This window comes from Pontitalea aquivivens, from assembly GCF_046507575.1.
GTDB lineage: Bacteria > Pseudomonadota > Alphaproteobacteria > Rhodobacterales > Rhodobacteraceae > Pontitalea > Pontitalea aquivivens.
The window spans coordinates 1-17,610 of record NZ_JBKFEY010000013.1 but is presented as its reverse complement, the minus strand read 5'-3'; the positions used below and the strand labels follow the sequence as shown (position 1 = coordinate 17,610).

At 65.4% G+C, this 17,610-nt stretch carries 20 protein-coding genes; 14 read left to right on the top strand and 6 right to left on the bottom strand.

Annotated features, from left to right (window positions below; genetic code table 11):
* Positions 1 to 338: 338 nt before the first annotated feature.
* Both ACK8OU_RS13455 and ACK8OU_RS13450 read left to right on the top strand, forming a co-directional pair.
* Entirely contained in the window at positions 339 to 1,016 is a 678-nt protein-coding gene (locus tag ACK8OU_RS13455) for a sugar transferase (protein WP_410303987.1), read from the top strand.
* A 57-nt stretch (positions 1,017 to 1,073) separates the two neighbouring features.
* The gene (locus ACK8OU_RS13450) at positions 1,074 to 2,003 is read left to right on the top strand and encodes an endonuclease/exonuclease/phosphatase family protein (RefSeq protein ID WP_410303933.1); all 930 of its coding nucleotides are present in this window, start codon (positions 1,074 to 1,076) and stop codon (positions 2,001 to 2,003) included.
* A 26-nt stretch (positions 2,004 to 2,029) separates the two neighbouring features.
* On the opposite strand, the gene ACK8OU_RS13445 is transcribed toward ACK8OU_RS13450, so the two are convergent.
* Positions 2,030 to 2,713: a Crp/Fnr family transcriptional regulator gene (locus ACK8OU_RS13445; RefSeq protein WP_410303932.1), complete on the bottom strand. Its 684-nt coding sequence runs from the start codon at positions 2,711 to 2,713 to the stop codon at positions 2,030 to 2,032.
* Positions 2,714 to 2,991: 278 nt separating this feature from the next.
* Between ACK8OU_RS13445 and ACK8OU_RS13440 the strand changes: the two genes are divergently transcribed.
* Both ACK8OU_RS13440 and ACK8OU_RS13435 read left to right on the top strand, forming a co-directional pair.
* Positions 2,992 to 3,804, top strand: a complete 813-nt coding sequence (locus ACK8OU_RS13440) for a Crp/Fnr family transcriptional regulator (protein ID WP_410303931.1) — start codon at positions 2,992 to 2,994, stop codon at positions 3,802 to 3,804.
* Between the two features lie 66 nt (positions 3,805 to 3,870).
* On the top strand, positions 3,871 to 5,109 hold the full coding sequence (locus ACK8OU_RS13435; protein WP_410303930.1) for an aminopeptidase: 1,239 nt from the start codon (positions 3,871 to 3,873) through the stop codon (positions 5,107 to 5,109).
* 30 nt (positions 5,110 to 5,139) lie between these two features.
* On the opposite strand, the gene ACK8OU_RS13430 is transcribed toward ACK8OU_RS13435, so the two are convergent.
* Positions 5,140 to 5,688 carry an HPF/RaiA family ribosome-associated protein gene (locus tag ACK8OU_RS13430; protein ID WP_410303929.1) on the bottom strand — a complete coding sequence of 183 codons (549 nt, stop codon included), beginning with the start codon at positions 5,686 to 5,688 and terminating at the stop codon, positions 5,140 to 5,142.
* A gap of 132 nt (positions 5,689 to 5,820) precedes the next feature.
* Between ACK8OU_RS13430 and ACK8OU_RS13425 the strand changes: the two genes are divergently transcribed.
* Positions 5,821 to 6,246 carry a DUF2267 domain-containing protein gene (locus tag ACK8OU_RS13425; protein WP_410303928.1) on the top strand — a complete coding sequence of 142 codons (426 nt, stop codon included), beginning with the start codon at positions 5,821 to 5,823 and terminating at the stop codon, positions 6,244 to 6,246.
* A gap of 17 nt (positions 6,247 to 6,263) precedes the next feature.
* Here ACK8OU_RS13425 and ACK8OU_RS13420 read toward each other — a convergent pair whose 3' ends face one another.
* Genes ACK8OU_RS13420 through ACK8OU_RS13405 form a run of 4 tightly spaced genes read right to left on the bottom strand, consistent with a single transcriptional unit; the run spans position 6,264 to position 10,105 of the window.
* Positions 6,264 to 6,506: a MoaD/ThiS family protein gene (locus ACK8OU_RS13420; RefSeq protein WP_410303927.1), complete on the bottom strand. Its 243-nt coding sequence runs from the start codon at positions 6,504 to 6,506 to the stop codon at positions 6,264 to 6,266.
* Positions 6,499 to 8,748: a xanthine dehydrogenase family protein molybdopterin-binding subunit gene (locus ACK8OU_RS13415; RefSeq protein ID WP_410303926.1), complete on the bottom strand. Its 2,250-nt coding sequence runs from the start codon at positions 8,746 to 8,748 to the stop codon at positions 6,499 to 6,501. Before ACK8OU_RS13415 ends, ACK8OU_RS13420 begins: the two co-directional genes overlap by 8 nt.
* Entirely contained in the window at positions 8,748 to 9,227 is a 480-nt protein-coding gene (locus ACK8OU_RS13410) for a (2Fe-2S)-binding protein (RefSeq protein WP_410303925.1), read from the bottom strand. Before ACK8OU_RS13410 ends, ACK8OU_RS13415 begins: the two co-directional genes overlap by 1 nt.
* Positions 9,224 to 10,105, bottom strand: coding sequence for an FAD binding domain-containing protein (locus tag ACK8OU_RS13405; RefSeq protein WP_410303924.1), 882 nt, complete (start codon positions 10,103 to 10,105; stop codon positions 9,224 to 9,226). The genes ACK8OU_RS13410 and ACK8OU_RS13405 overlap by 4 nt, the downstream gene beginning before the upstream one ends.
* A gap of 262 nt (positions 10,106 to 10,367) precedes the next feature.
* On the opposite strand from ACK8OU_RS13405, the gene ACK8OU_RS13400 reads away from it, so the two are divergent.
* From ACK8OU_RS13400 to ACK8OU_RS13360, 9 genes are all read left to right on the top strand, one after another.
* Positions 10,368 to 10,892 (top strand): hypothetical protein, encoded by a 525-nt coding sequence (locus tag ACK8OU_RS13400; RefSeq protein WP_410303923.1) that lies wholly within the window; start codon positions 10,368 to 10,370, stop codon positions 10,890 to 10,892.
* Between the two features lie 27 nt (positions 10,893 to 10,919).
* Complete coding sequence (locus ACK8OU_RS13395; RefSeq protein WP_410303922.1) at positions 10,920 to 11,399, top strand: prepilin peptidase; 480 nt, start codon at positions 10,920 to 10,922, stop codon at positions 11,397 to 11,399.
* 123 nt (positions 11,400 to 11,522) lie between these two features.
* The gene (locus ACK8OU_RS13390; protein WP_410303921.1) at positions 11,523 to 13,115 is read left to right on the top strand and encodes a TadE/TadG family type IV pilus assembly protein; all 1,593 of its coding nucleotides are present in this window, start codon (positions 11,523 to 11,525) and stop codon (positions 13,113 to 13,115) included.
* A 373-nt stretch (positions 13,116 to 13,488) separates the two neighbouring features.
* Entirely contained in the window at positions 13,489 to 13,734 is a 246-nt protein-coding gene (locus ACK8OU_RS13385; RefSeq protein ID WP_410303920.1) for a Flp family type IVb pilin, read from the top strand.
* A 200-nt stretch (positions 13,735 to 13,934) separates the two neighbouring features.
* Positions 13,935 to 14,966, top strand: coding sequence for a Flp pilus assembly protein CpaB (gene cpaB, locus ACK8OU_RS13380; RefSeq protein ID WP_410303919.1), 1,032 nt, complete (start codon positions 13,935 to 13,937; stop codon positions 14,964 to 14,966).
* Between the two features lie 27 nt (positions 14,967 to 14,993).
* The gene (locus tag ACK8OU_RS13375; protein WP_410303918.1) at positions 14,994 to 16,427 is read left to right on the top strand and encodes a type II and III secretion system protein family protein; all 1,434 of its coding nucleotides are present in this window, start codon (positions 14,994 to 14,996) and stop codon (positions 16,425 to 16,427) included.
* A complete protein-coding gene (locus ACK8OU_RS13370) occupies positions 16,414 to 16,596 on the top strand; it encodes a hypothetical protein (protein WP_410303917.1) in 183 nt (60 codons plus the stop codon). The genes ACK8OU_RS13375 and ACK8OU_RS13370 overlap by 14 nt, the downstream gene beginning before the upstream one ends.
* Before the next feature lie 155 nt (positions 16,597 to 16,751).
* The gene (locus ACK8OU_RS13365; protein WP_410303916.1) at positions 16,752 to 17,180 is read left to right on the top strand and encodes a TadE/TadG family type IV pilus assembly protein; all 429 of its coding nucleotides are present in this window, start codon (positions 16,752 to 16,754) and stop codon (positions 17,178 to 17,180) included.
* 2 nt (positions 17,181 to 17,182) lie between these two features.
* Positions 17,183 to 17,610: TadE/TadG family type IV pilus assembly protein (locus ACK8OU_RS13360; RefSeq protein ID WP_410303915.1), on the top strand; the 428-nt coding region annotated here is incomplete at its 3' end.

Sequence of the window (17,610 nt, the reverse complement as noted above, 5' to 3'; positions counted from 1 at the left end):
GCGGCCTCTGATGTCCTGGCGGTTCATGCGTTGCACCTGCACCCTTATCTCAACCAAGCGAAACGGACGATACAACCCAAGGATGTTCACCTCAAGCCGGGTTCATGTGTGGCGGGCCTTTGGGCGCATGCGGGCGCAGTTTCGCCGCATTTTCGTGTCTGCCGTGCAACACACGCCAAAGTTGTGCATCCTGTCGGCCCGCCAGCCATGAAACCGTGCCTGGATCGTTGACTTTGAACGCTGCCATTCGCAGAAATTCGACAGATACTGGTTAGCGATTGATGAAGATCAGGGCCGGTTCGTGTTCGGCCGATGATTTGAAAGGGTGCGTCTTGAAAGTGACAATCCGGCCCGACAAGGTTGCCTGCGATGGTCCGTTCGCAGCCGGCACACCGGCCTGGAACCGCTATACCGGCGCGCCACAGCGCATGGTTGATCTGTTTCTTGTTCTGATCATGTTGCCCGTCCTTGTGCCGGCCATCGCGGTTCTGTGCCTTCTGGTGCGCCTTGATGGGGGGCCAAGCCTGTTTGCACAGCCACGGGTTGGGCGCGATGGGCGGGTGTTTCGCTGCTGGAAGCTGCGATCCATGGTCGTGGATGCCGAGGATCGCCTGCGTGATCTGTGCGCCCGCGACCCGGCAATCGCCCGCGAATGGCACGCCCATCAAAAGCTGCGCAATGACCCGCGCATCACGCGCATCGGGGCATTCTTGCGCAAAAGTTCACTGGATGAACTGCCGCAGATCTTCAACATCCTGTCCGGGGACATGGGCTTTGTGGGCCCGCGCCCCTTCACCCCCGATCAGCGGCCGATGTATGAGGCGGCGGGCGGGCGCGCCTATTTCCGGATGCGGCCCGGTGTCACCGGGCTGTGGCAGCTGGAGGGGCGTGGCACCACGCTGTTCATCGATCGCGTGCGCTATGATGAGGCCTATTACCGCCGCGCGTCGGTGCGCACGGATCTGGCGCTGATCGCGCGGACGGGGCTGGCGGTGCTGAAGATGACGGGGCAGTAGCAGGCGGCGGCTTCCGTCCCGCGCGCGGCCATGCCAGACTGCGCCAAAGGGGATGGGATGCGGATCGCGACCTTCAACGTGCAGAACCTGCGGCTGCGGCGGCGCGATGGAACGCCCGCGCTGGATGGCGCGCGTGACCGTGACGTGCCCGAGGATACCGGCCCCGGGGCCGAGGCGCTTGATCCGCTGGACCGGCAGCTGACGGCCGCCGTGTTGCGCGATGCCGATGCCGATGTCGTGGCCCTGCAAGAGGTGTTCGATCAGCCGACGCTGGATCATTTCCACGACCATTTTCTGCGCCCCGCCGGGGCTGCGCCCTATCCCCACCGGGTCTGCCTGCCGGGCAATGACGGCAGCGGGCTGGATGTGGCGGTGATGTCGCGCCGCCCGCTGGATGCGGTGATCAGCCATGCCGATCTGACGCCGCGCATGGCGGGGCTGTCGCCCGGGCCGCTTGATCCCGATCTGCCGATTTTCCGCCGCGATTGCCTGGAGGTGTCGGTTGCGGGGCTGTGGCTTTACATCTGCCATTTCAAGGCGCCCTGGCCCGATGCCGAGGCCGCCTGGCCCATTCGCCACCTGGAGGCGCAGGCGGTGGGCCGGTTGATTTCGCGCCGTTTCGCCCGGCCTGCGCGGGGGCTTTGGCTGGTGCTGGGGGATCTGAACGAACCCGCGGCAGATCCGCCGGGGCGTCCGCGCGCCGCCGCCCCGCTGCAGGCGATGGCGGTGGATCTGCTGGAACGGCGCGCGCAGGGCGACCGCTGGTCGTTCAGCGCGCCCGAAGGCGGGCCGCTGTCGCGCCCTGACACGTTTCTGGCCTCGGCCGCGCTGGCCGCGCGCTGGCCCATGGCCTGCCCCGAGGTGATCCGCACCGGGCTATCGCGTGAGGTGACCCCCTATCGCGGGCCGCGGCTTGCGGGGGTTGGGCGGCACCGGCCGCATGCCTCGGATCACGCGGCGCTGGTGCTTGATCTGCCCGGGCTGTGACGGGCCCGGGCTGTGACGGGTGGGCCTTATCCTGCGATCCGCGCCAGCAGGGGCACATCGGTGAGGCACAACTGGTAGGGGTCCAGCAGGCGGATCGCGCCCCGCGTCTCCAGCTCGTGCAGGCTGCGGCTTAGCGTTTCGGGCCGGGTGCCCAGGTGCAGCGCCAGCTGCGCCCGCGTCAGTGGCAGGCGCAGGGACCCCGCCGTGCCGCTGCGCCGGGCCAGGATCATTACGAAGGCCGCGACACGTTCGGTCACCCGCCGTCGGCCGATCACCTGCAACCAGTCACCGGTCCGGTCCAGCACCTCCAGCAGATGCGCGCTCAGTTGCTGGTCGGCCCCGGGATCCTGTTCGATCACGGTTTCCAGATCGGTGCGCGGGAGGGCCAGCAGGCGCACATCGGTCAGGGCCTCGATGCGGCAGGTGGCGGGGCCTTCATAAGGATGCCCGCAGATGTCACGCGCCATCAGAACGCCGATCAGATGCGCCCGACCGTTCGTCATCCGCTGCATCACGCCCAGCGTCCCGTCCAGTACCTCGGCCACCTCGGCCAGATCGCTGCCGGGGCGGGCCAGCACGGTTCCGGCGGGCACCACGCGTTCGCGCAGCCGTGCCGTCAGCCATGCCCGCGCATCCGGTGAGACGGTGGCCAGAAGCCCCCCGAAGACCGAGCCCGCGCAAGGCGCGCGGGGTTGGGAACAATCCGCCATGACGTCTTCTCCGTCGTGCCGCATAAGCCGGGCCAACCAGAAAGATTCGGGCAATTGTGTGACCATAGCCGGAAAGTCGCCATCGGTCATCGGTGTTGCGCGCCCGGCCTGTGGTCTTCGGGCTTGTCGGCAGCGCGGGGCTTGTGGTTCAATCCGGGGGCCGGGTGGTGTGACCCATGATGTGATCCATGACCGGCGCCGGCCCTGTGCCCGGCGTACGAGTGCCAAATCTGTTTCGCCTTTTTCGCGCCGTAAATGGCGCTTGCCGGGGGACGCCGATGGCCCACGACCGCCTTGTCCCGATCGCACGCGATCTGCATGGCGCCTGCCGGTGCCAGCCGTGCCCCAGCCGCCGTACGGGGGTCTGCGGGGCGATGGGGCAGGGGGCTTTTGCGATCCTGGGCCCGCTGGCGCGCCTGATCGCCCTGCCGCGCGATCACATGCTGATCGGCGAAGACACGCCTGCCGCGGCGGTCTGGATCGTCCGGCGCGGGGTGTTGCGCGTTCAGCGTTATGGTGCCGATGGCCGGCGCCAGATCATGGGCCTGTTCCTGCCCGGCGAGGTGACCGAGAAGCTGTTGACCGATCGCGCCGGCACCTGCGTGGAAACCGCCACGGCGGTGGAACTGTGCCGTCTGGACCGGCGCGCCTTTGCCGAGGTGCTGGCGCGCGAGCCGGGGTTGCGCCGGGCGCTGACGCAGCAGCGCCTGGCCCGGCTGGGGCGGATGCGCTGGATGATCTGGGCGCTTGGGGCGCTGCGCCCCGATGAACGGATCTGCGCCTTTCTGGCCTTGGCGACGCGGTTCCTGCCGGTGCAGCCGCTGCCCGATGGCACGCTGGCGCTGACCGTATCATTGCCGCGGTCCGACATCGCCGACCTGCTGGGCACCTCGGCGGAAACCTACAGCCGGGTGACCCATAGGTTGCAGGACGCCGGGGTGATCGACATTCTCGACCCTGAACATTTCCGCATCCATGCGCTTGATGCGCTGATCCGCAAGGGGTGCGCCGAACAGGCGTTCCGGACGTTGCCCTTCCCTGACCGGGGGGGCGCAGGCACCGCTGTTGACACGGCTTTCCAGCCGGTCTGAGCGGGCACCATTGACGGCCCCGTGCGGATGCCTAGTCTTCGGGCAAGCCTGAAGAAAGGATTACCCATGACTGCGCCTGACCTGGATCCCGCGAAACTTGACCGTCTGGCCGAGGTGGCCGTGCGTGTCGGGCTGAACCTGCAACCCGGGCAGGACCTGATCCTGACCGCGCCGGTCGCGGCCTTGCCGCTGGTGCGCCGGATCGCGGCGGCGGCCTATCGGGCGGGCGCGGGCGTTGTCACCCCGCTTCTGTCGGATGAAGAGGTGACGCTTGCGCGCTTCGGCAATGCCGATGACGCCAGCTTTGACCGCGCGCCGGGCTGGCTTTATGCCGGCATGGCCGAGGCCTTTGCTGCAGGCGCGGCGCGCATGGCGATCGTGGGCGAAGATCCGATGTTGCTGGCCGGGCAGGACCCGGCCCGGGTGGCGCGCGCGGGCAAGGCCAATGCGGTGGCCTACAAGCCCGCGCTGGAAAAGATTTCCAACTTCGACATCAACTGGACCATCGCGGCCTGTCCCACGCCATCCTGGGCGGCGCGCGTCTTTCCCGGCCTGCCGGTCGATCAGGCGGTGACGCGGCTGGCCGATGCGATCTTTGCCGCCTCGCGGCTGGACGGGGCGGACCCGGTGGCGGATTGGGCCGCGCATAACGCAGCACTTGGCGCGCGCACCGAATGGCTGAACGGCCACCGCTTTGCCGCGCTGCATTTCCGCGGGCCCGGTACCGACCTGACGGTGGGGCTGGCCGATGGGCATGAATGGCACGGCGGTGCCTCGGTCGCGCAGAACGGGGTGGTCTGCAACCCCAACATCCCCACCGAAGAGGTCTTTACCACCCCCCATGCCCGGCGGGTCGAGGGCTGTGTCCGCGCGTCCAAGCCGCTGTCGCATCAGGGCAGCCTGATCGACGGCATCGAGGTGCGCTTTGCCGAAGGCCGCATCACCGAGGCCCGCGCCACCCGGGGCGAAGAGGTGTTGCACAAGCTGCTGGATACCGACGAAGGCGCCCGGCGGCTGGGCGAGGTGGCGCTGGTGCCGCACAGTTCACCCATCTCGCAATCGGGGTTGTTGTTCTACAACACGCTGTTCGATGAAAACGCCGCTTGCCACATCGCGCTTGGCCAGTGCTATTCCAAGTGCTTCGTCAATGGCGCGGGCCTGGGCGCGGATCAGATCGCCGCGCAGGGGGGCAATTCCAGCCTGATCCATGTCGACTGGATGATCGGATCGGCCGAAACCGAGATTGACGGCCTGACCGCCGATGGCACCCGCGTTCCGGTGTTCCGCGGCGGGGAATGGGCCTGACCGCGGCGGGGCAGGGGGTGACGCCGGGCCTTATGCCGGGGCAATGTCCACGGCATAGGGCCCCTTGTCGCCATCCATTTCGCGAAAGCGCAGCCGGTCGCCCGGCGAAAGCCGGTCCCAGTCGCCGGTGACCAGGCTGTCTTTCTGGAAATAGACCTCTTGCCCGTCGTCGCCGCGCAGATAGCCAAAGCCCAAGGCGGCGTCCAGTTCCACGATCTCACCGTGCAGCACGGTGGGGTGGGCCTTCATCGCCTGCGGGTCCATGCGCTGGCGGGTTTTCTTCAGCCGCTCTTCCAGCGTGCCGAAGGCCCGGTCGATCGCCAGTGTCAGATCATCGGCGGTGTGACCCTGCCGCACGGATTTGGCGACATCCACATCCGGCCCCGGCAGGTCCAGATGGATGCGCACATCCACGCCGCGCGCGGTATGGCGGCGGTTCTGTGGCGCCGAGATCACCACCCGCGCGCCGATCAGGCCGGGGCAGAACTGTTCGACCGCGGCCAGCCGCCTGTGAACCAGATCTTCCATCGCGTCGGATCGGTCCATATTGTGCCAGCTGATGACGGGTTGGCGTTGCATGATATCCCCTGACTTGACGGCATCAGGATACCAGCGCGACGTGCCCGGTCATTGACTGCCGTCAATGACCGGGCACGTTTCGGGGCGCAGCATCTGGCCGCGCGGGTATCGCGCGGGGAAAGGGACAGGGGCATGAAGATCACCGGACTGGAAACCATCGACCATGCGCCGCAGGTTGTTGCCGAATGGCTGAATTTTCTGCAAGACGCCCTGGGCTGGAACGAACGGGGCCGCGCCTACATGCTGTTGCGCGAAACGCTGCATGCCTTGCGCGATTACCTGACCGTGGCCGAGGCTGCGGATCTGGGCGCGCAATTGCCGGTGCTGATCCGGGGCATCTATTATGAGGGCTGGGTGCCCGGGCACACCCCCGTCCACCCCCGCTCACGCGAGGATTTCCTGACGCGGGTGGGCGGGGCCTTCAAGGTGACGCCGCTTTACGAGCCCGAGCTTGCCGTGGCAGCCGTCTTTGACCTGTTGCGGATCAAGACCTCGCAGGGCGAGATCGACCAGGTTACACGCGCCTTGCGCAAATCGCTGCGCGATCTGTGGCACTGATGCCGGCCCGGCGCGCGTCAGCCGCCCTTCAGGTATTGCATCAGATAGATTTCATCCCCGGGATCGACGGGTGACAGCAGGTCGGTGACGATCACCCCGTTCACCGAAACCGACACGCCCGCCCGGATATAGGGCACAAGGCCCGGATGCGCCGTGGCCAGCGCATCCAGCATCTGTTGCAACGTTGCGGCCTGGACGGACACCACCGTCTGCCCGTCCGTCACCCGGCGCAGGCCCGACCACAGATGGACCTTAATCACCGCGCTGCGCCCGGATCGCGGCCAGAACCCTGGGTGGTGACATCGGCAGGCTGCGCAGTCGCGCGCCGGTGGCCGCGGCGATCGCATTGGCCAGCGCCGGCAGCGGCGGCGTGATCCCGGTTTCGCCCACGCCGCGCACACCATAGGGGTGGCCGGGGTTCGGCACCTCGACAATGACCGTGTCGATCATCGGCAGGTCCGAGGCGACGGGAACCCGGTAATCCAGAAACACCGGATTCATCAACCGGCCTTCGGCGTCATGGATGTATTCCTCATTCAGCGCCCAGCCGATGCCCTGCGCGGCGCCGCCCTGATACTGCCCCTCGACATAGGCGGGATGGATCGCGCGCCCGGCGTCCTGCACGACCAGATAGCGCAGCACCGTGGTACGGCCGGTTTCGGGGTCAACCTCGACATCGACCACATGCACGCCAAAGCTTGCACCAACGCCGCCTGCCGTCACCTCATGATGGCCCGAGATGGGCCCGCCGGTCGATCCCATCCGGGCGGCGATTTGCGCGATGGGCATCGGGGGAAACTTGCCGGCGTTGGGGCCGGCGGGCACGGCGGCGCCATCCTGCCAGTCCACGGCCTCGGGGTCGATGCCCCAGGCGGCGGCGGCGCGGCGGCACATCTCGGTCATGGCCTGGCGCGCGGCGATGACCGCGGCCTTGCCGCTGGCAAAGGTCGCGCGGCTGCCGTGGGTGGGTTCATTCACCCCAAGCGCGCCGGTTTCCACCACGTTGATGCGCACATTTTCGTAAGGAATCCCCAAGGTTTCGGCCGTCATCAGCGCGATCGAGGCGCGGCTGCCCCCGATGTCGGGCGTGCCGACCGAGACGGTCACGGTGCCATCCTCACCGATCGCCAGCGAGACCGAGGTTTCGCCGCCGTGGTTGAACCAGAACCCCGCCGCGACACCGCGCCCCTGATTGGGGCCCAGCGGCACCGACAGGTTCGGATGCGCCTGCGCCGCCTGCAGCGATTGCACAAGCCCGACGGGACCATAGGTGGGCCCATAGCTGGATTTCGTGCCTTCGCGCACGGCATTCTTGAGCCGCACCGCCAAGGGATCAAGGCCAAGTTCGCAGCACATCTCATCGATCAGGCTTTCGACGGCAAAGGCCGCCATGGGCGATCCCGGGGCGCGATAGGCCGCGCATTTCGGCCGGTTGGTCAGCACGTCATAGCCCACATGCGCCACCGCCGGGATCGCATAACTGGCAAAGGCGCAGTAAAGCGCGCTGCTGACCGGGGCGCCGGGGAAGGCGCCGCCCTGCATGCGGAATTCGGCCTGGCCGGCGGTCAGCGTGCCATCCTTTTTCATGCCGATCCTGACCTTCATCGCGGCCGAGGCTGTGGGGCCGGTGGCGCGGAACACCTCGGCCCGGCTCATCACCATCTTGACCGGGCGCCCGCCCGCCTTGCGCGACAACGCCAGTGCCAGCGGCTCGATAAAGATCGTGGTCTTGCCGCCAAACCCGCCGCCGATTTCCGAGGGCGTGACCCGAAGTTGCGCGGCCTCGATGCCCAGAACGGCGGCGGCCATCCGGCGGATGTACCAGTGCCCCTGGGTGCAGACCCACATTTCGCCCTTGCCATCGGCGCCCAGCTGGCCAAGGCAGGCATGGGGTTCGATATAGCCCTGATGGGTTGCCTCGGTCGTGTAGGATTGTTCGCGCACCAGATCGGCGGCGGCAAAGCCCGCCTCAAGATCGCCATGGCCAAAGTCGAGGTATTTCACGACATTGGGATGCAGCCCTTCGGGTACCGAATGATCGGCCGCGCCGGGGCGGATCGCGGGGGCATCGGGCCGCATCGCGGCATCGACATCGGTCACATGGGGCAGGATTTCATAGTCCACCGCAATCAGGCGCAAGGCATCCTGCGCGATCAGCCGCGATGTCGCCGCCACCGCCGCGACCGCGTGCCCGTCATACAGCGCGACCTCGCCCGCGATGGTGTTTTCCTGCAGGTTCCAGTCCTCGCCGGTCAGGCCTGTGGAAAAATCGGCGCGGGTCACCACCGCCTTCACGCCTGGCAGGGCCAGCGCCTTGCCGGCATCGATCCGCAGGATGCGGGCATGGGCATGGGGGGACCGCAGCACCGCGCCGTGTAACATCCCGGGGGCCGAGATGTCGGCGCCATAGCGCGCCCGGCCCGTCACCTTGTCCAGCCCGTCGGGCCGGTCGGGGCGGGTGCCGATCAGGCGATAGGTCCGCTGGATTTCGTCCTTGGCCATCACGCCGCCCCCCGCAGTTCCGCGGCCGCATCCATCACGGCGCGGATGATCTTGTCATAACCGGTGCAGCGGCACAGGTTTCCGGCCAGCCAATAGCGGACCTCTTGTTCGGTCGGGTCCGGGTTCTGATCCAGCAGCGCCCTGGCGGCGACCAGAATGCCCGGCGTGCAGAACCCGCATTGCAGCGCGGCATGTTCGATGAACTTGCGCTGCAGCGGGTGCAGATCGCCCCCCGCCGCCATGCCCTCGATCGTGTCGATGGACCGGCCCTCGGCCTCGACGCCCAGTACCAGGCATGAACAAACCAGAATGCCATCCAGCTGCACCGAACAGGCCCCGCAATCGCCTGTGCCGCAGCCCTCTTTCGAGCCGGTCATGCCCAGATGGTCGCGCAGGCAATCCAGCAGGGTTTCGCGCGGGTCGGCCAGAAATTCGACCGGGTCGCCATTCACGGTGGCGGTCACATGGATCCTGGTCATTCCTTCGCTCCCTGTTGCGTATGGGCCCGTGCGCGCGCATAGGCGATGCGTGCCGCCCGGCGCACCAGAACGCCGGTTATTTCCTTGCGGAAATCGGCGGTGCCGCGCTTGTCGCTGATCGGGTTCGCCGCCGCGCGGGCCGCGATCGCCAGCGCCGCCAGCGCAGGATCATCAAGCGGGGTGCCGATGAGCGCCGCGGCGGCCGCATCGGCGCGGATCACCGTGGGCGCCACCGCGCCAAGCGCGATGCGGGCGGCCGCGATCCGGCCGCCGTCCAGGCGCAGGTTCACGGCCACGCCCACCACGGCAATGTCCATCTCGGTGCGCGGGGTAAAGCGCAGATAGGCATCGCCCGTATGCGTGCCCCGCCGGGGCAGGGTGATGGCAGTGATGATTTCGCCGGGGCGCAGCGCGGTGTGGCCGGGGGCGGTAGGAACATCTTCCACCGCCAGGCTGCGTGCGCCGCCCGGGCCAAGAATGTCCACCCGCGCGCCTGCGGCCACAAGACCGGGCACAGAATCCGCGGCGGGCGAGCCGTTGCACAGGTTGCCTACAGGCGTCGCGCGGCCCTGCACCTGGGTGGACCCGACAAGCTGCATCCCCTCGACCACACCGGGCCAGTCGTGTGCCAGCCCGGCGTGGCGGCCCATCTGCGCGCCCGACACCGCAATGCCGATGCGCCAGCCACCATCGGGGGTGCGGGCAATGTCGCCCACACCGGGGATGTGCTTGAGGTCGATCAGATCGTCCGGCGTCACAAGCCCCGCGCGCAGCTGCACCAGCACATCGGTGCCGCCGGCCAGAAACCGCGTCGTGCCGCCCGAACCTGCGGCAAGCGCCACCGCATCTTCAAAGCTTTCGGGTCTGTGATAGCGCATTCCGCCCCCTTGGTTCTGGTCCGTTGCCCCGTCGTCCGGCGGGGCCGTTCGTGTGGGAAAGCCCGTGCCCAGCCCCATGATACATCACGCCAGCCCCGCCGCCACCGGCTTTGCGCCATGCGGCCCGACGTGCCGCAGAATTGACGAAATACATCGAAATGAGAGTGTCATTCCTGCAATAGATGTGAAAATCCGTAGTCCGCATTGTGGACAGCCGGGCTATTTCGCGCAACAGTTTGATTTCAATAATCAGGGTGGAAAGATGCGTGTTACGGGCCTGATCCTTGCGATGTCGATGCTGGCAAGCTGCACCGAAGGCGGTTTGGGCGATTTCTCGTCTTTCGGGGATCCGGGGTCCAGCGTGGCTGACACCGCGTCGCGGGGGGATTATTACCCGAATGACCAGCTGATCGTAACCGCCAAGACCCAGTTCCAGAACGGCCATTACGGCAAGGCGCATACGGCCTCGAAGCGCGCGGTCGAGGTGGCGTCAAGCGATCCGCAGGCGCTGCTGATCTATGCTGCCTCGCTGGACCGTCTGCGCCGGTTCGATCAGGCGGATGTGGCCTATCGCAAGCTGCAGCCGATCATCGGCAACCGGATCGAGTTTCACAACAACTATGGCTATTCGCAGCTGCTGCGCGGCAACCTGCAGCTTGCGCGCAAGCATTTCCTGATCGCCTATGAGATGGACCCCGCGAACGAGACGGTAGCGAACAACCTGGAACTGCTGCGCAATTCGTCCGGCTATCAGCGCCGCAGCCGTGGCGATCTGCAGGGGATCTGACGCCCGGCGGGCGCGTGGGCGCAGGGCATGGCCGGGCTGGTCCACGATGGTCTGATGCTGCTTGCGCTGGCCGGGTTCGCGGCGCTGGCGATCATCGATTTCTGGACGCTGCGGATACGGAACCTGCATGTGCTGGGGATGATCGTCCTTGCCGCCGCGGTTCTGGCGCTGCGCAGCCGGGACATGCTGGTGCCGGACCTTGCGGCGGGGGGGCTGCTGTTCGCGCTTGGTTTCGTGTTCTGGCTCTTGGGGATGATGGGGGCGGGGGATGCGAAACTGTATCTGCCGCTTGGGGTGCTGATCGGGTGGCCGGGGCTTGCGGTCTTTGCGCTGCTGTTGCTGCCCGTGTCGTTGCTGGTGCTCATCCTGATAAGAACAGGCGGGCGCTGGCTGCCTGCGGGGCGGCTGGCCGCGCGGGTGGCTGACTTGTCACGCAGCCGGCGCATCCCCTATGGCGTGCCGATGGCGCTGGCGGCGATGGGGGCCATCATTTCGCGCTGGCTGTGACGCGTTGGCCCCTTGCGCCAAAGCGGTATCAGCCCATACTTTTGGTAGCAAACTGGCATGTGGCCCGCACGGCAGGTGATCTTTTCCGCAGCGGGCGGCGGGCAAAACCGCGGAGACCGAAAGATGATGAGACGTTTTTTCAGGAACGAACGCGGTTATGCGCTGGCGCTCACATTGATCATGCTGCCGGCGTTCATGGGGCTTGCGCTGCTGATCATCGATGTCGGTCGGGGGAACAATGCCCATTCCGATCACGCCGCCGCGGCGGATGCGCTGGCCCTTGCCGGTGCGCGTGAACTTGACGGCGGCGTTGATGCGATCGTGCGCGCCAAGGCCGCGATGGAAGAGATCACCAATTCGGTCAGCTTTCTTGGCATCGTCGGCGATGATGTTCACATTGATCTGGCCTATTCGGCCGATACGGGGGGTGATTTCCGGGTCGAATTCCTGACCGCGATTCCCGTCAGCGACGACGACCCGCTTGACCCGAACACGTTCATCGCGCCGGAAAACCATGACACCGGCGGTGCGAATGCGCGCTATGTCTATGTCTATTCCGAATCCCGGCCCCTGCATTCCTTCTTTGTCCGGGCGCTTGTCAGCTTTGTCCCCTGGCTTGCGAACGAGGAGAAAGATGTGCCTGTGGGGGCCTCGGCTGTGGCGACCTATCGTACGGCGGCCTGCGATGTGACCCCGCTGTTCATCTGCAACCCGTTCGAGAAAGAACCCGAGGGGGCCGACCTGCAAAGCGCCTTCGCGCGCGGCGATCTGCATGCGCGGCTGATCAAGTTGCACCCGCCGGGTAACAGCACCGCCAAGCCCGGCAATTTCGGGTTTCTTCAGGTGCGCGGTGCGAATGATGATTCCAGCGCCAGCGCCAATACCATCCGCAATGTCTTTGCCGGCGGGCATAACCCCAGTTGCTACGACAATTCAACCGTGACGACCAAGCCCGGGGCGGCGGTCAGTATTTCACAGGGCCTGAACGTGCGGTTCGACATTTACGATGGGCCGTTCAACAGCCGGAAGGATGAATTTCGGTCGGCGGCGAATGTGCGAAAGGGCTATTTCGGGAACAGCGATTGCAACACGTCGCTGACCTCTGACCCGGCGTTTCTGCCGTTCAAGGCATTCCCGGACAATTCGATCATGGCGCCCCCTGGCCAGGGTGTGCCGGGCGCTGCGATCGGGTCCGGGGACTGGCCGATTGCCGAATACTGGGAAAAGAACCACGCACAGGCCACGCCGCTGACCACCGAACGGCCCGAACTGACCCGCGAAGAGCGTGAGGAGATGAGCAGTTTCAAGAACGTCATGCATTCCGACGGCAAGGTTCTGCCGTCACGCTATGACGTGTATCGGTATGAGATTGAACAGGATATGATCGCTGATCGGTCTGTCCCAGTTGGCGCCAATGGGCGGCGCGAAAGCGGTTTCCCGCAATGCAGTAACCCCGACCCCGCCGATCTGCCCACGGATCCGCTGGACGACCCGCGCGTGATGTTTGCCGCGATCGTCGATTGCCTTGCCCATGGCGGCAATGGTGTGACGCAGTTTCCGGTCAATTCCTTTGCCAGCATCTTCATGGTCAACCCGATGCAGAAACAGGGCACGGGTGATGGCACCATCGACGTCGAGATCATCGACATCACCGGCAATGGCGGCAATGGGACGCTGGATGCCTTTGTCCGGGATGAGGCGGTTCTGGTGCGGTAAGGGGCGAATCAAAATTGCCCCAGGATTGTAGTTGTGGATCGATTTACAATCATTGCTTGAATCCGATCTTTTGAGATGCAGAGAGTGAAAGTTTTTAAATGCAACCCATGATTGTGATTGCGCGATCAGTGTTCCGGTTTTGGGGACAGTTCTGCTGAAAATGCCACAAAGTTGCCGTGACATTCGGGCGATTGTGGCGGGGGTTGATTTGCGTCATGGTCTCAAACTGATTTTTTGCTTAGGATTTGATTAAAGCTCGAAAGGGCGGGCGGTGGTCTTTCGGATGGCCGCAATCTGACCTTCCGGCTTGGGGGCGTTCGGCAATGCGCCGGATGGCGATTGACCGAATGAATTAAAGGAAACGAGGATAGACATGATCAAACTCATCTCATACGCGTCGCTGCATTTTCGCCATTTCAAGAAGGACGAGGACGGTCTGGCGCTGACGGAATATCTGATCCTGCTGGGTCTGCTGACTGCGGCCGTGATTGCTGCGGTTCTGCTGTTTGGTGCTAACCTCGGCGGTGGCTGGGGCCTCTGGGCAAGTTGGCTTGGCGAAAACGTTACCGATCCTGATGGAAACACTGCGGCTTCGAACAATGGGGTCGTTACCCCCTAATGTTGCAAACCTGACACCCTTTCCGCCCCCGGGTCCCTTCCGGGGGCGGAGCCCTCTCAAAAGGGTTGATTTCCGATCCTTTTGCAGGAAACGTCAACTTGAGAACAAGTGGCCCGCGGTGGGCGCTTGCGCAGGGCCCGGCGGGCCGCGCCGGTGCCGCTGAAATCGGGCGACACAGGGGCAAGCAGGATACCGGATACATGCGCGGAACCACCGTCATCAGCCTGATCATCGCGATCATCCTGGGTCTTGTCGCCGTGTTCGTCGCGCGCGACTGGTTGACCGAACAGCGCGAACGGATCTTTGCCGAGGCCGTTCAATCGGGCGATGAGGCGCCGAAGGATGTGATCGTGGTTGCCGCCAAGCCGCTGCGCTTTGGCGAACGGCTGACGCCGGATAAACTTGACACGATCGTCTGGCCCGCCGACCGCAAGCCGCCGGGGGCGTTCACGGCGATTCCGCCGCTGGTCGGCACCGGCGATGACAACGCCCGTTTCGTTCTGGAATCGATGGAAGAGGGCGAGCCGGTCCTGACGTCCAAGGTCACCAACCCCGGGCAGCGGGCAAAGCTGTCCACGGCGCTGACGCCGGGGATGAAGGCGGTGTCGATCCGGGTGAACGATGTGCTGGGCGTGGCGGGCTTTGTGCTGCCCGGCGACCGGGTGGATGTGCTGCTGACGCGCAGCGGTGGCAATGACGGCGAGGCCTTTGTCGATGTGCTGTTGCAGGGTGTGAAGGTGCTGGCCATCGACCAGATCGCCGATGACCGCAAGGATCAGCCCAGCGTGGTGCGCACCGTGACGTTCGAGGTATCGACCCCCGAGGCGCAAAAACTGACGCTGGCGGCATCGGTGGGCACGCTGTCGCTGGCGCTGCGCAATGCGGTCTCGACGGAAATCGAGATGCCCGAACGGGTGACCGCGATCGATCTGGGCGAGCCCGAGCTGGCCCGCAGCATGGCCGCCCAGGTGGAACAGTCGCAGCTGGAGGCGCAGATCGCCACGCTGCAGGACATGTTGCGCCAGGTGGGCACCGAGGTGACGGACCGTCTGGCGACCGTGGAACAGAACATCCAGGCGCGCGGCGAAGACGGGCCCGCGCCGGACCCCGTGATCGTGGAACGCGTGGTCGAGGTGCCGGTGACGCCGCCGCCGCCCGCCTATTCGACGATCGGTGTGCTGCATGCGGGGCAGCGGGTGGAATACAAGGTCAAGGCGAACGCCGGCAACTGACAAGCAAACGGGATCGGAGCAGGGCAGATGGCGAAACGGATGCAAGCGGCAGGCGCAGGCTGGATCAGGGGGGTGGCCTGCCTGATGCTTCTGGCGCTGGGGATGGCGGTTCTGCCGGCGGGCAAGGCCGCGGCGCAGGATCGCTTTGTCGTGCTGGGCGAGGGCGGCCAGCGCGAGCCGATCGTTCTTAGCCCGGGCTTCACCCTGACCGTGGAAACCGACAAGTCCTTTACCGATATTCTGGTGGGCAATCCCGATGTGGCGGCGGTCTTTCCGCTGACCGACAAGACCTTTTACGTCGAGGGCAACCAGTCGGGCGCGACCAATGTCACCTTCTTTGATGCCAACAAGCGGCAGATGGGCGTGATCGTGCTGCGCGTGCGGGTCGATTTCGGCGAATTGCAGCGTGCTATCGACCGTGCCGTGCCCTCGGCGGCGGTGACGGTAACCAATGTGAACAACCGGGTGCGGCTGTCGGGGTCGGTGCGCGACAATGTCGACAAGCAGCGGATCCTGGAAATCGCACAGCAATATACCGAAAACCCGGTGGTCGATGCGATCCGCGTCACCGATCCGCAGCAGGTGCAGCTGGATGTGCGTATCCTGGAGGTCAGCCGCAATGCCGGGCGCATGCTGGGCGTGAACCTGATCGCCAGCGAAAACGGCGTGATCCGTGGCCAGACCAGCGGCAATGCCGGGCAGAATGCGGTGCCCTTTGGCAACTTCATCGGCAACCTGCTGGAAGTCGCCGGGATGGAAATCGACGTCATCATCAACACGCTGGAAGACAAGGGTCTGGCGCGGCGGCTGGCGAACCCGACGCTGGTGACCTCGAACGGAATCGAGGCGAATTTCGTGGTGGGCGGCGAGGTTCCGATCACCACGGCGGTCACTGCCGAGAATGGCGCGATCGCCACCGAAACGGATTACCGCGAATATGGGGTGCGGCTGAACTTCCGCCCGCAGATCCTGGACGATTCGCTGATCAGCCTGCGGATCCGCCCCGAGGTCAGCGATATCGACACCTCGGTTTCGGTGAATGGTCAGCCGGCCTTCATCTCGCGCAAGGCCGATACGACGGTCAGCCTGCGTGATGGGCAAAGCTTTGCAATCGCGGGGCTGCTGCAGGTGGATAACGAACGCAACGTGCGCCAGGTGCCCTGGATCGGCCAGATCCCGGTGCTGGGCACGCTGTTCCGGTCCACCGCCTTCCAGAAGAATGAAACCGATCTGGTGATCCTGGTCACGCCGCGTCTGGTGCAGCCGGGAACGCCGAACCAGCCGCTGTCCTCGCCGTTGGACAATACGCGGTCGTCCAATGACGTCGAGCTGTTCCTGCTGGGCATGCTTGAGGTGAACAAGAACATGATCCGGGCCTTTGAAGAGGGTAACGGTGTCATCGGCCCCTTTGGCCACATGATCGATCTGGAGTTCGACGATGCGCTTATTGTCAAGAAATAAGGGCCTTGTGCTGGCCCTGTCGCTGGCGGCGCTGTCGGGCTGTGCCGATTACATGACGCGGCGCGATTCAATCACGCTTGGGGTGGGCGATGCGCCCGAAGGGAACACGGCGATCCACACGATCAACCCGTTCCCGCCACAGGCATCGAACCCGAAGCTTGGCGGGTAAGGCCGGGCATGGGTCCGTCGGGTTGGTCTGGTGGGTCGCTATGGCGGATCTGAACTGTAACCGGCGGGCGCGGTCCCGCCACATTGGGGTTGTGCGCAGTGCTGCGACGGTTTCGACATATGCTGCGGGGGTTCGCGTCTGATCGCGACGGCTCGGTGCTGGTCGAAACATTGATCGCGGTGCCGGTGGTGACGGCCCTGACGGTCGGGGTTCTGGAATTCGGCAATATCTTCTGGCAACGCCAGCTGGTCCAGACCGGGGTGCGCGATGCCGCGCGCTATTGGTCGCGGTGTCGGCCCGTGACGGGGCAGTTCAGCGCCACCTGCAGCGCAGACATCGCGCGCAAGATTGCCTTTTATGGCAACCCCGCCGGCACTGGCGCCTTGCGCGTGCCGAACTGGTATCGCGATGCCGATCTGGTGATCGCGCCCGCACAGGATGCCTTCCCCAGCCCGCCCGGCCCCGATGACCTTGTGGTTGTGACGGGGCGGCTGATCTATGCGTCCTCGCCGATGTTCGGCCTGTTGGGGCTTGAACCGATCACCTTCACCTACACCCATACCGAAAGGTACATCGGATGGTAGGGGTGCTGCGACGGTTTCGCCGGGACGAACGTGGCCTCAGCCTGACCGAGGCGCTGCTGACCCTGCCGATCATGCTGTTGATGATCGCGGCCTTTGTCGAATTCGGCTTCGTGATCTTTCAGTGGAACCAGACCGCCAAGGCGATGCAACTGGGCGCAAGGCTTCTGGCGGTGTCGGACCCGATCCACCCGGATTTCGCCCAGATGACCGTTTATGGCGGCGAACCGGAACCCGGCGACCCGGTTCCGGTCGGTGACGTCGGCTTTTCGCTGCGCTGTGGGGCGGGGCTTACGCCCTGCATTGACGGGGGAATGAAGCGGTTAATCAGCGGCAGTGACGGCGTTTGTGGTCCGACTGCCGGGTCAACCTCGGGCATGTGCGATTTCAACCCGCGTATAAGTGCCGATAATGTCGTCGTCACCTATACCCG